The following is a 12,771-nucleotide window of genomic DNA, read 5'->3' on the forward strand; positions in this document are numbered from 1 at the left end:
AAATCCAAACAAAATAATATCAATCTAAAAATTTTATAGTGTAGCAAAAAAAGCTCTAAACCCTATTTTAACGGTATTTAGAGCTTGTTTGCTATTATATTTTTTAGACAGATTATTCTACAAAACTAGTTCTCAAGTAGTTGAGCATCACTTACAAGAAACACCTTTACTGTATCAGTTCATTTGTAAATCCATCTGCTTCCAGCGGCTACGCATATAATACTCAAACACTTCGAGTGATGTCTTTTCAGGAATAAAGCCGAACGCTTCCTTTAACTTTTCATTGCTTAACACCGGGCGATAGCGTAAAAAATCGACCTGTTCCTCGCCATACTGTGTTAAGTTCAGTCGTTTTAACACAAATAATGCTTTCGACACGACGGGTGCTGGAATTTTAATGACACGTTTATTGAGTAATATCCCGAGCTCCTGCACCGTTAACGCCCCATCACCAGCCAAGTTGTAAATCCCCGTCTTTTCGCTATCAATCGCACTTGCAAAGCAACGCACCACATCCTGATCCCAAATGAACACAAATGGACTATCTGAACCCGCAATCCCAATCAAATACTTCTGCTCGAATAAGTTCGTAATTTGATTTTTTACTTGATCGCCTAATATCGTACCAATTCGGAAAATCGTTTGCTCGAGCTGTGGAAACTGGATACGAAAATCTTCTAGAATTTCCTCTACTAAACGTTTGTGATACGAATAGGCAAACGCTTTATTTCCTCTGATTGGATCTGTTTCCTTCAGCCATGGTGCATTATCATGGTAATAGCCATACGCCGCACCACTTGATGAAACAATGATTCGCTTCACATCCGCGCTAATACATGCCTGCAAAATGTTTTTTGTGCCAAGGACATCAACCGAATACTCAAATTCACGATTGCTCTTTTTTCCTGGTGTCACAATGGACGCTAAATGCACAACGGTTTGCACGTGATAATCTTTAAAAATTTGCACGGCTTCATTTGAACGAACATCCAGCTTCACATAGCTTAAATTTTCGTGCGCTTCAAATGGTGATTCGTCTCGTATATCAGCTGCAATAATCCGGTGTGCGGTTGTTTTCAGCAAATTGGCCACAAGCTGGCGCCCTAAATAACCCGCCGCCCCAGTAATTAACACATTCATACACGTACCTCCTGCACAACAGGTACTTCCTCATCACTTGGCTGTCTTCGGGACCAAAACAGCGCGATTGTCAGCCCTGAAACGATATGCCAAATTCCCCAAAATGCTGCCACAAGCGCCATGCCACCAAGGCCACCAAAGAAGTTAAAAATCAACACTAAGCCAAGACCTGAGTTTTGAATCCCCACTTCAATCGCAATCGCACGACGATCACGGGCCTTCACACGTAAAGAACGCGCCGCAAAGTAACCAATCCCAATCGCCAGTGCATTTTGAAGCATAACAACAAGCACGACCGCGCCAACATGTGTCATAAACGCATCCCAGTTATTCGCAACCATAACAATAACGAATAGGACAAACACGACAATGGATAACTTCATCATAATTTGATTAAAGCGAGCGGCAAACTTCGGCATTTTGTAGCGAATATACATCCCTAGTATTAGCGGTAAGCCCAGCATGAAGAAAATCGTTGTAAACATATCCGTCACACTAATGCTAAAAGATTGAATGATTTCTTTCGTCGGACCATACTGCGATGCCCAAAATACGGTGTTGAGCGGTGTCATGACAATCGCCAGTACCGTTGAAATGGCTGACATACTAATCGATAACGGCGTATTGCCCTTTGCTAAATGGGTTAAAAAGTTCGATAAATTCCCACCAGGACAAGCCGCGACTAAAAATAATCCTAACGCAATACTCGGTGCCGGCTGAACAATCGTCACAATGACAAAGGTAATAGCCGGTAGTAATAAAAACTGACACGCGAGGCCAATGAGTACCGGCTTTGGTGAACGCAGGGAACGTTTGAAATCACCAATTTGTAAATCAAGCGCCACCCCAAACATAATAAACCCAATGACAATGTTCATGACAAGTAAAGCGGATTCACTAAAGTTAACTTGGATTTGATCAATTCCCATCGGCTATTTTCCTTTCGGTTCAGCGTGCATGTCTTTAAAGTAACGTAAGCCAGGAGCCCACATATGTTTTACCGGGTCCACTTCTGCGTGAATGACCGTACATTTCCCTACTTCAATCGACTTTTGTAATGCCTGTTCTAACTTCGTCGGATTGTCTACATACTCCCCATGTGCGCCCATTGCTTGTGCGAGTAAATCAAAGCGAATTTCACCTAAATCGGCGTTAATGCTTTCATGAGGATCCAACGTTTTCTTCCACATAGTTTTCAGTGGGCGTAGCGCGAAATGCTGATTCATTTTTACCATACCCCACTGTTTATCACATAGGACGATGAATACAACATGTAAATTGTTGCGAATCGCTGTTTCGATTTCCTGTGGATGGAAGCCCATTGCGCCGTCTCCGATTATACAGACAACAGGTTGGCCTGGCTTTGCGACTGCCGCGCCCATTGCTTGCCCAGGACCTGCACCAAGCATCCCGAATTTAAATGTAGAAAGCACCGGCATTTCATCGTTCACTTCATAATAGAAGTTCGTCCAAATCGCGGTATTGCCGCCGTCAATGACAAGCGGTGTATTTTTCGGGAATGCCTTTTGCGCGTAATACGGAATTTGTGCCGGGTTCATCGGTACATTTTTATCAGCTAAATGCTCATCTAGCTTTTTACGATGCGCTTTCTTCGTTGCTAGATGCTTTTGAATCAGTTGCTCGCGGTGCGTATCCATTGAAGGCGCAACATCACTTTCAAGCTCTAGTAACAGCTGCGCTAAAAATGATTTAATGTCTGCTTGAACAAGGAGTTCGGCTGGTTTATTGGCCCCTAAAATACCTGGCTCTAAATCTACTTGAATGACGGTTTGCTGTGCATTCCAGTACGGCGCTTTCCCCCACCAATCGGTTTCCCCTACGCGTGATCCGAGAATGAGCACGACATCTGCATCATTACGTACATTGTTATTTGCTTCGATATGCACCATTGGCATCATTAAATCATGCGTTTCACTCATCGCCCCGCGCCCTGCCCAGCTTGTTGTGACCATGGCATTGAGCTTTGTCGCAACTTCGGTTAATTCCTGCTTGGCTCCTGCATGGATCACGCCACTTCCTGCATGAATAATTGGGAAGTTCGCAGACTTTAGTAGCTCTGCTGTACGCTTCACTTGATAATCTGACGCTTTTGGTAGCTCCATCATGCGGTATTGTGACGGCTCCCAAAAATTGATGTCACAATTTTGCTTACTATTTAAGATGTTTTCAGGAATGTCTAGATGAACGACACCTGGACGACCTTCATAGCATTTTCGTAGCGCCATACGCAGCATTTCGGGAATGCGGTCAAATGATGGTACCGCTTCACTCCACTTCGCAAACTGCTTAATCGTTCCTGTTTGATCAAAGCACTGGTATGTGCCTCCGCGGTCTGGGTACATTATTCCGGTACGGCGTGCACTCGTGATACACAGTACACGATTTCCTTCCGCTTCTTCGACAACAAGTCCAGGTAAAATGTTGGCAACACCTGGTCCGTTACTTGCCATACATACCCCTAATTTATTTGTCACACGTGCATAAGCGCCTGCCATATGTGCGGCACTCGTTTCATGACGTGGTGAAATTAAACGAATATCATGTTTTTGTAAATTTGAATAAAAGCCAAAATACGTGCCATCAATAATGCCAAAAACGTTGTCTACCCCTTCTTTTGCCAACATTTTTGCGATTACTTCTCCACCTGTTAGTTGTACCATGCGAAATCCCCCTTATGTTGTAAACGCTTTCTTAACTGAATAAATAATTGCTCGATTTGCTGCGCGGTTGGTACTTGGCGATTTGTTAAAATTCCGTTGCCATTCAGCGCGCTGTTTGTCATGTCTTTGATTGTCTCTACTGTTAATTGGTCAACGACGTTCTTTGCACTTTGCCAAACGCCAAATTGGTCGTTTAATCCTTGCAAATAGAGGATAAGCTGCTCGCCCTGTTCAAGACCGATTTGCTCGGCGATTTCGTCGTAGCGTTCACGGCAACTTTCCATACTATATTCCACGACAAATGGGTGCATGAGCGCGACACTTTGCCCGTGTGGTAAATGAAATTTCGTGCCGAGTGCGCGTCCTGTGGCATGCGCTAAATTCGTCGAGGCATTTGAAAAAGCGATCCCCGCATAAAAGCTACCGAGTAACATCCCTTCACGTGCTGCGAGATTGTGTGGCTCTTCGTAAACAACTTCTATATGATCTGTCAGGAGCCTCACTGCTTCCAGTGCATAAAAATCACTGAGTGGCGTCGCATTTGTTGAGACAAACGCTTCAATCGCATGGGTCAGCGCGTCTAGCCCTGTAAATGCTGTAACACTTTTTGGTACGTTTGCAGTTAGGATTGCATCAAGAATGACCACATCTGGGATCAGTGCTGGATGCCCTGGATTTAGTTTCATGCCCTTTTCTTCATCAATAATGACCGTTACCATCGTCGCTTCAGAACCCGTTCCTGCTGTAGTCGGTACGGCAACGAGTGGTAAACGCTCAATTCTTTTTGTCGTAGCAATTTCTGATAACGTTAACTCGGGCATTTTTGCTAGCACCGCTAATGCTTTTGCTAAGTCCATCACGCTACCGCCACCAATCGCGATGACCCCATCACATTGCTCAGACATGAGATGCTGAAGTGCAACTTGTAACATCGTTGTCGTTGGTTCCCCTTTTGGCATTCCGTAAAATACGGCTTGTGTAAACTGCGCTTGAAGTGTAGTTAAGCGCTGTCCGACCGCACTCTTACTATAAAGTACAAAGGCTTTTTTCATGTGCAAACCTTCAGCAATTTCCACTAGCTCATCCACGCGATTTTGTCCTAATCGCACCTCTTTTGGTAAAAAAAGATTGCCCACTCCTTAATTCCCCCTCATCGCACGCTTTGTTTTTAGCTTTAATGAATATAATTCTGGATGAAATAAGCTCTCGTAATATTCAATGACTTGCCCGTTACGTCCGAGTAACACACGCTCCACACATAGCGCATTTGTGTGTGGTGTTAGCTGTAAATATTGCGCATCGTCTTTTGAAATTTCGCGACAGCGAATCGTTTGCTCTGCCTCAACGATCGCGATGTTTAGTTCATTTTCAATCAAATCATAAATCGTTGCCTCATCTAAATTGTAGCGGGCAATTTCTTGACCGAGCTGCGGTGTGTAATAATGGCGCTCAATCGCGATTGGAATTTGGTTCGCGGTACGAAGTCGGGCAATCATAAACAGCTCAGACTGCTGCAACACCTTGTTTCCGTAATCAAAATCGCGGATTGTTTCAGCACTTAGTAGCTTCGCACCAGGCTTCATACCCATTTGTCTTACAGTTTCAGTAAAGCTATTCAGCGTATTCAACCAATCGTGCAGCGCCTTGTTCGTTGTAATAAATGTCCCTTTGCCATGAATTTTTTGCAGTACCCCTTCTTGCACAAGATGATTGACCGATTCCCTGACTGTGGAACGACTGACTGAAAAGCGCTCCATCAATTCGCGTTCACTCGGAATTTTTTCAACAAAATTCCCTTCCACAATTTCATTTTTAATAAAGTCCTTTAACTGAATGTGTAGTGGTATTGGACTTTCAAAATTCATCAACTCATCACCCCTATTGGTCCGAACATCATAACGTCATAACGTCCGTACCAGTTGTTCGATATTGGCTTGATTATACTGGGCAGAAAATCAAATTACAATTTAAATTTCTGAATATTCTAATATATGATTTTGAAATACTATTTTAACGTAGTTTGTTAATCCGATTTACTGAGTGTTTGTGTTTAAAATTTCTATTTTGACATTACAATCATTCAAAAAATTTTTTTCGACAAAGAAAAAAAGCCATGAAGAGATCATGACTTTAAAAACGGTTATGCTGTTTGGACGAGCCTTTTCGTTTTAGGTGGTGTATAGTTTGCCGCTAACACCCCGGCAAAAATAAACAACGCACCGATTATTTCCTGGTTGTCCATACGTTCGCCTAAAAATGCAAAGGCAAACATCGCGGCAAAGATTGGTTCTAATGAGAAAATAAATCCAGTTGAAACAGCGGACGTGTGCTGTTGTGCAATCGATTGGACGATGATCGCAAAGGCCGAACAGAAAATCGCCAGCATAATCAACGACCCCCAGCCTGCTGAAGTTTGCGGCAACACAAGCGGTTCGTTAATGAGTGCACCAATTAAGCTAAAGAAGCCGGTGAAAAACAATTGGTATACCCCAAGCTGTATACTATTGATCTTTTGCACAAATTGGTTATTCAATATAATATGTACGGCGTATAAAAAGGCGGTAATTAAACACAACACCATCCCGACACTGACAGAAAATGAGCCCTTTAACGAAAATAAGGCTAACCCCATTAATGTGACAACGCCACCAATAACAATTTGGCGTGAAGGCAGTTTACGTGTAATACCTATCATGAGCATCGGTACAATAATAACCGTTGTGGCAATCAAAAAACCCGCAACGGACGCTTCTGTAACGCGTAGTGCATAGGCAAATAAAATACAGACAACTGCCATTAAGAATCCTTGCACGGCACTAGCCAAAATCGTTTCCTTATTCGTCTTTTTAATTTGCTTCCAAAAGACAAGGGCTGTAATGAAAAATGCTAATAAAAAACGGTACGCAATTAGCGTAAACGGTGCTAACTCTGCTACTGCTGTTTTGGTAAATAAATACGAAGCTCCCCATGCAACCGTGACCAGCACTAATAGGAAGTTTGCTTTTTTAATACTCATGCTGCTACTCCTTCTCAAATATCCGAATAACTACGGAAATAATTCGCTACGCTAAATCAATAAACTGTTCCCATCATAGCAAGTTTTTCGGGTGGCGAATAATCTTTTTTTTAACCAGAAGAAGTGGAATCTAGGTATTGGTCAAAAGTTTAGAAAAATTGAAGAAATACGAGCAAAATTGTTAGAAAGTTAGGTTTCTCTATTTTCGCTAAAAAGCACAAAAAAGCTGTACGGACACGATCCCGTACAGCTCCTCATTATTTTTTACGCATGAAGTATAGAACAAACAGCATCACAAACCAAATTGGTGTTAATAGTAATGCCATACGCGTTGCTTCAGAAACCGCCATTACCACTAATAAAAACGCAAAGAATGCTAATACGACATAGTTGATAAATGGTGTTAATGGTGCTTTAAAGTGCGATGCTTTGTGCAATTCTGGGTGACGCTTTTTGTAGATGATATGTGAGATCAAAATAATGCTCCATACCCAAATAAAGCAGATTGCACTGATCGTCGTTACCACACTAAATGCATTTTCGGGCATTAAATAGCTTAGTAACGCACCGATTGAAACCACAATCGCCGATAACACCAAACCGTTTTGTGGGACAGCATTTTTGTTTAATTTCGCCATAGATGCCGGCGCTTGCTTGTTTTTCCCTAAGCTAAATAGCATACGGCTCGTTGAGAATAAGCCACTGTTACCAGCTGATGCTGCTGACGTTAACACAACAAAGTTAATTAAACCTGCTGCAACTGGAATCCCTACTAATGCAAACACTTGCACGAATGGTGAGCTCTCAGCGCTTAGCGTATCCCATGGGTTGATTGTTAAAATTACAAATAATGCCCCTACGTAGAATAATAAAATACGTAATGGAATTTTGTTAATCGCTGAAGGAATATTTTTTTGCGGATTCGCTGTTTCTGCAGCCGAAACCCCAACTAACTCTACCCCAACAAAGGCGAAGACGACCATTTGGAAGGCCATTAAGAAGCCAAATGCACCGTTCGGGAATAACCCTCCGTGCTCCCAAAGATTCGATACCGCTACTTTCCCTGAATCTGTTTCAAAGCCAATAACTAGTAACACAATACCGATTGCGATTAATGCAACAATCGTAATAATTTTAATTAAGGCGAACCAGAATTCGAGTTCCCCAAATAGTTTCACCGTTAATAAATTCAGTGCTAATAACACAACTAAACAGATGATTGCTGGTACCCATTGCGGGATATCAAACCAGTACTGCGTGTACATCCCGACCGCGATAATGTCAGCCATTGCGGTCATGATCCAGCAAAACCAATACGTCCAGCCGGTTACATAGCCTGCCCAGTCTCCTAAATATTCTGTGGCAAATTCCGTAAATGAAGAATAGCCGCCTTTTGATAGTAATAACTCCCCTAACGCACGCATGACGAAGAAAATGGCAATACCTACGATTAAGTAAGCTAAAATGATTGATGGCCCTGCGAGTGCAATCGCTTTACCTGACCCTAAAAACAGCCCCGTTCCGATTGTTCCACCAATCGCAATCAATTGTACATGACGGTTTTTTAGGTCGCGCTTTAATTCATGTTGTTCCAAGACGATTTCCTCCAAAGGTTTTATTTACGTACCGCTTTTGCAGCCCGAAATAATAGATATCTTCGCGGTTCATCAAGTGAATTTTCTGAAAATAAAAAAGGGACTAGTAAATACACTAGTCCCTGTATACGTAAGAATAACAACGTCTCTCATTACTCTTCTGTCCTTTTGCCTGAGATTATGAACCCTTCGGCGACGCATTTAGCGCTCTCTCCAGAAACTGCTCCCGTCTGTAGTGTGATCCACAGCGATCTTCGCTTGATTATTATGTAGTTGTACAATTTGCTTCAGGCATCTTCCATCTGCAAAATTGCTTCGCGTTCAATACTATTATTGTACAATAACTAATACTAGCACGATTCACCGATATTACAACAACACATCACACCAGCAGAACAAGAAAACAAGCAAAACCACTTCATTTCTAACATTATCACTTCAAATTAAAGAATTATTGCTCACAAAAAAATGTCACATGTGATATAACTTCCATCCGTTCACATGTAACATCACTATGTCGCTGTCGCTTCTCTAAGGTAAAATCGATTGTTTTTCTAATAACACCGTACCAGGAGCTGTTAATGTCCCTTTTGTCGCGCCAGTTTTTGGCATTTTCATGACATACGTATTTGACAGGGCGATTTCTGTACAAACGAGGTTTTTTTTGTTGCGCAGTTCTTCTGGGTAATTTAGCTCAACGTAAAGCGTATCTGCTTGTTGCGTCACTGTATCCACCACTAGGCCACAGCCATTCGAATAAGCTGTCACAAAGAGTACCTCTTCTTTCTCAAAATCAACGTTGGGGATTGTCTCAAAATGGAAAATTTCTGCCCAAGATTGATACAGTGACTCCTTCTCTACGAGAGCCATCGAAATTCCTAGCTCGTGTGGTATGGAATCAAGATGCAACAAGAGCTCATAATCTAGTGCATTTTCGTTAGATGGCTCCTTTACCTCCTGATATCCATCGCCTGAAACGGGCTTCACTTGATCTGTCTTGTTACATGCAGTCAAACTCGCTACAAACAGTACCAATAACAGCACAAAAATCCTTTTCATAACAAATACCTCCTTCCCTTTTAATTCATTAGTCGTTTTTGCATCCATTTTGTTTCAAAAATCAAAAATCTAACATAAATTAATTATTTACACAAATCCCATTATTCTAAATCGTTGAGAATAACTCAAATTTCTAAATAATTTATATTTTACAAAATAGGTAATTCGACTAGTAATAGCCATTTATATAGTATAAAATCCGTGATACACACTATTTCAAAAGGAGTATTATATGAGATTACTAAAAAATTTAAAAGTTTATCACAAATTATTACTAATTATTACAATCGGCATTCTCTTGGCAATTATGATTGCCGGTTTATCGTTTAAGCAAAGTCATTCGATGTCAAAAAACATCGAAGCCATTTACGAAGAAAAATTCATTCCAAATGACTGGTTAAGTAATGCCATCTCTGTAAACTTACGTATTAACTCGATTATTATCGAGATGATGAAAGCCACTTCAAAAAGTGAAAAAGAGGCATTATACAACGAGTTAAACACGGGTGTTGACCGCGTGTTAGATGAATTAGGTCAATACGATAAAATGGACTTAACTGATGAAGAACGACAAGGGTTAGCATCTTTTTATGATGCAGTAGAGCGTCTAACAGGTAAGCAAGATGAGGTCATTCGTTTAGCGTTAATTGGTGAAAATGACGCAGCGTATGCACTATTTAAAGACGGGGTTCAAACTTCGCGTGAAGATTTAATTACGGCACTGCAAAGCTTACAGCAGTTCAAGACAGAGCAAACAGAACAAATCGTTGCAGACAGTATTGCATCCGCTAATGCAAATAACCGCAACAACATTATCATTAATATTATCGGGATAATTATTTTAGTGGCGTTAGGCTTAGCGATTTCTCGTATGGTCACAAAGCCATTAACGCAATTGCGAGAGCAATTAGAAAAAGTACAAAATGGCGATTTCACCGTTCGTGGTAGTTATCAGTCGAACGACGAAATCGGCCAATTAACACAGTCGTTCAATCACACATTTGATTCACTTCGACTTGTGCTTGATAAAGTAAAGCAATCCTCAGAGCATGTCGACAATACGTCTCAAGAATTAATGGCCAATGTGTCACAGTCTACTTCTGCTGCGGAGCATGTAGTTGCTTCGATCCAAGAAATTTCTTCTGGTGCAGAGCAGACACAATACCGCTTAGAGATAAATGCACCAATTATTGACCGCATTGCCCAGAGCTTCTCTGCGATTCAGCAAAACATTCAAGCGGTTGAAACGATTGCGGGTGTTGCCATTCATGAGGCCAATCAAGGTGCGGTTATCGTTTCTGAAAACGTAAAACAAATGAAAAACATTAAAAATTCGATTCAGCAGTCAAATAGTGTTGTCCAAACGCTAGCAAACCAAGTTGGCGAAGTCGATGAAATCTTAAAAGTAATCGATAGCATTTCACAGCAAACGAACCTTTTAGCGCTCAATGCAGCTATTGAAGCGGCACGTGCTGGCGACCATGGTAAAGGCTTTGCTGTTGTAGCAGATGAAGTGCGTAAACTAGCTGAGCAATCATTAGAGGCAACAAAATCAGTCGCACATATTTTATCAATTATTAAACAAGACACAGCCGAATCAGTTCAAATTATGAATGTTGTAATTGGTGAAGCGGATAATGGTTTAGAAATTACCGAAACCACTGCAAAGAAATTCGATGATATTTTAGAAAACACCTCTGAAATCGCACCGGTTTTATCACAAGCAACGTCTTCTGTACAAAATATTGTAGGTGACTTCGATACATTTACAGGTAGCGCAGATACGATTTTATCAATCGCCATTAACAATGCGAAAAGTAGTGAAATGGTTTCTACTGCTTCGGAGCAACAAGCAGCGGCAATGGAAGATATGCATCAGTCAAGCCAAAGCTTAGCCAATGTGGCAACCGAGTTAAATGACGTCGTGAAGAAATTTACATTATAATAAAAAACGTGCTTGGGACATCAATCCAAGCACGTTTTTTAGTCTAATGAAGTTTTTAAGGCACTGTATTGCTTACCGATATAGGAATACCCCTGCTTTGTATACATTTCTCTTGGCGTATCCTCGCCGTCCGCCACTAAAATAATCGTTTTATCGGCAAAATACTTCATCACAAATTGCTGCAGTTTCGTCCCAACCCCTCGTTTTTGATGGGCTGGCAACACATAAAGATTATCAATTTCTACAAGTTCTTGAGACGCAATGACATCAACTGCCCCGATGACCTCTCCATGTAAAACAGCGACAATTTGTTTTTTTCGTTGAAGGTGATAATCGTTTATTAACATTTCTCGGTTTGCACGGGCATAGGACTCTCCCCATTCCAACGCATCTTCATAATGAATCTTTAAATACCCTTCCAATGTTTCGTCCGTTACAAAAGAAATCAATACTTCTGGTCGAAGTGGCGCTCGTGAAAAAACATTTGGTTTAATGGCGTACATTTCTAAAATGCCAATTCCATAGTTATGGTCTAGTAAGAACTGACGCAACTCATAAGGAATTTCTTGATCCTGTGGGAAAACAACTTTCAAAAACTGACGCCCGCCCTTGCGATGCATTTGTCTTAAATAAGCAAGCGCCGCCTGTAGTTCCGACAAATTCGGTACCGAGTTGAATTCAATAAAATTACTATCATAACGATCTTTTACTTCATCGAGTTGATAGTGCTTATAAAGGTCGGTTTCTCTTTCAAGTTGTGCAAATATATGAATATTTTCAAATGATAATTTCATTATACCCCTCCCTTCCATTCTAAACTGCTCGTTGTGTTTGTTTATTACAGTTTCATTTCCCCATTCAATCATTTTAAAGCATGCTATACTAAAATGGTAAATAATGTACAAAGGATGGGTGAAATGGAAAAACACTACCGGATATTTGTCACCAATACAGATTTAGCAATTTCAGTCCTTACATCTATAGGCATACCTGTACAAGTCATTAATTCTTATCTTCATTTTTCAATCGAAGAACAGCGCAAAAACGATACTATCATTCAACTAAATAAAGGAAAAGTCGTTATTTATGATATAGAAGAACTGTAGCTTCATGTCATGTAAAAAGGTGGATTTTTACTGTCGAAAAAAATATTTTTTTGTTCTTACGGATAAAATTTCACGCAATTCAGAGCAGTTCCTATCATTTTAGAGAGAATATTTAAAACTCCTACACTTTACATGAATACGTCAAATAAACTAATAATTCAGCAAGTACGCTTTTGGTGGATTTTGGCGTATAATAAGCTTGTTTATATAACTATTACACCATTCTCTT

General features: G+C 40.8%; 11 protein-coding genes and 1 riboswitch. Of the genes, 2 read left to right on the forward strand and 9 right to left on the reverse strand.

The genetic code is table 11. The features are described from left to right. Window positions 1-174: 174 nt before the first annotated feature. The 8 genes from NSQ62_RS11405 to NSQ62_RS11440 form a co-directional block, all read right to left on the reverse strand. On the reverse strand, window positions 175-1,140 hold the full coding sequence (locus tag NSQ62_RS11405) for an SDR family oxidoreductase (protein ID WP_341320265.1): 966 nt from the start codon (window positions 1,138-1,140) through the stop codon (window positions 175-177). Then, the gene (locus tag NSQ62_RS11410) at window positions 1,137-2,069 is read right to left on the reverse strand and encodes a bile acid:sodium symporter family protein (RefSeq protein WP_341320266.1); all 933 of its coding nucleotides are present in this window, start codon (window positions 2,067-2,069) and stop codon (window positions 1,137-1,139) included. The genes NSQ62_RS11405 and NSQ62_RS11410 overlap by 4 nt, the downstream gene beginning before the upstream one ends. Window positions 2,070-2,072: 3 nt before the next feature. Then, complete coding sequence (locus NSQ62_RS11415; protein ID WP_341320267.1) at window positions 2,073-3,821, reverse strand: thiamine pyrophosphate-binding protein; 1,749 nt, start codon at window positions 3,819-3,821, stop codon at window positions 2,073-2,075. Next, the gene (locus NSQ62_RS11420) at window positions 3,809-4,957 is read right to left on the reverse strand and encodes an iron-containing alcohol dehydrogenase (protein WP_341320268.1); all 1,149 of its coding nucleotides are present in this window, start codon (window positions 4,955-4,957) and stop codon (window positions 3,809-3,811) included. The genes NSQ62_RS11415 and NSQ62_RS11420 overlap by 13 nt, the downstream gene beginning before the upstream one ends. Before the next feature lie 3 nt (window positions 4,958-4,960). After that, window positions 4,961-5,686 carry a GntR family transcriptional regulator gene (locus NSQ62_RS11425; protein WP_341320269.1) on the reverse strand — a complete coding sequence of 242 codons (726 nt, stop codon included), beginning with the start codon at window positions 5,684-5,686 and terminating at the stop codon, window positions 4,961-4,963. 275 nt (window positions 5,687-5,961) lie between these two features. After that, a complete protein-coding gene (locus NSQ62_RS11430) occupies window positions 5,962-6,837 on the reverse strand; it encodes a DMT family transporter (RefSeq protein ID WP_341320270.1) in 876 nt (291 codons plus the stop codon). Between the two features lie 257 nt (window positions 6,838-7,094). Further along, the gene (locus NSQ62_RS11435) at window positions 7,095-8,432 is read right to left on the reverse strand and encodes an amino acid permease (RefSeq protein ID WP_341320271.1); all 1,338 of its coding nucleotides are present in this window, start codon (window positions 8,430-8,432) and stop codon (window positions 7,095-7,097) included. Between the two features lie 150 nt (window positions 8,433-8,582). After that, window positions 8,583-8,659, reverse strand: a riboswitch (glycine riboswitch). A gap of 304 nt (window positions 8,660-8,963) precedes the next feature. Further along, the gene (locus NSQ62_RS11440; RefSeq protein ID WP_341320272.1) at window positions 8,964-9,491 is read right to left on the reverse strand and encodes a dehydrogenase; all 528 of its coding nucleotides are present in this window, start codon (window positions 9,489-9,491) and stop codon (window positions 8,964-8,966) included. 232 nt (window positions 9,492-9,723) lie between these two features. On the opposite strand from NSQ62_RS11440, the gene NSQ62_RS11445 reads away from it, so the two are divergent. Next, on the forward strand, window positions 9,724-11,436 hold the full coding sequence (locus tag NSQ62_RS11445) for a methyl-accepting chemotaxis protein (protein ID WP_341320273.1): 1,713 nt from the start codon (window positions 9,724-9,726) through the stop codon (window positions 11,434-11,436). A 38-nt stretch (window positions 11,437-11,474) separates the two neighbouring features. Here NSQ62_RS11445 and NSQ62_RS11450 read toward each other — a convergent pair whose 3' ends face one another. Beyond that, window positions 11,475-12,230: a GNAT family N-acetyltransferase gene (locus tag NSQ62_RS11450; RefSeq protein ID WP_341320274.1), complete on the reverse strand. Its 756-nt coding sequence runs from the start codon at window positions 12,228-12,230 to the stop codon at window positions 11,475-11,477. A 123-nt stretch (window positions 12,231-12,353) separates the two neighbouring features. Here NSQ62_RS11450 and NSQ62_RS11455 point away from each other — a divergent pair, with 123 nt between their 5' ends. Further along, window positions 12,354-12,542, forward strand: coding sequence for a hypothetical protein (locus NSQ62_RS11455; protein WP_341320275.1), 189 nt, complete (start codon window positions 12,354-12,356; stop codon window positions 12,540-12,542). Window positions 12,543-12,771: the final 229 nt, after the last annotated feature.

This window comes from Solibacillus sp. FSL H8-0523, assembly GCF_038051985.1.
Classification (GTDB): domain Bacteria; phylum Bacillota; class Bacilli; order Bacillales_A; family Planococcaceae; genus Solibacillus.

What these genes read in the sequence shown, in the direction of transcription:
- NSQ62_RS11405 (WP_341320265.1), bottom strand. Translation starts at nt 1,140, where the DNA reads ATGAATGTGTTAATTACTGGGGCGGCGGGTTATTTAGGGCGCCAGCTT.
- NSQ62_RS11410 (WP_341320266.1), bottom strand. Translation starts at nt 2,069, where the DNA reads ATGGGAATTGATCAAATCCAAGTTAACTTTAGTGAATCCGCTTTACTT.
- NSQ62_RS11415 (WP_341320267.1), bottom strand. Translation starts at nt 3,821, where the DNA reads ATGGTACAACTAACAGGTGGAGAAGTAATCGCAAAAATGTTGGCAAAA.
- NSQ62_RS11425 (WP_341320269.1), bottom strand. Translation starts at nt 5,686, where the DNA reads ATGAATTTTGAAAGTCCAATACCACTACACATTCAGTTAAAGGACTTT.
- NSQ62_RS11430 (WP_341320270.1), bottom strand. Translation starts at nt 6,837, where the DNA reads ATGAGTATTAAAAAAGCAAACTTCCTATTAGTGCTGGTCACGGTTGCA.
- NSQ62_RS11440 (WP_341320272.1), bottom strand. Translation starts at nt 9,491, where the DNA reads ATGAAAAGGATTTTTGTGCTGTTATTGGTACTGTTTGTAGCGAGTTTG.
- NSQ62_RS11445 (WP_341320273.1), top strand. Translation starts at nt 9,724, where the DNA reads ATGAGATTACTAAAAAATTTAAAAGTTTATCACAAATTATTACTAATT.
- NSQ62_RS11450 (WP_341320274.1), bottom strand. Translation starts at nt 12,230, where the DNA reads ATGAAATTATCATTTGAAAATATTCATATATTTGCACAACTTGAAAGA.
- NSQ62_RS11455 (WP_341320275.1), top strand. Translation starts at nt 12,354, where the DNA reads ATGGAAAAACACTACCGGATATTTGTCACCAATACAGATTTAGCAATT.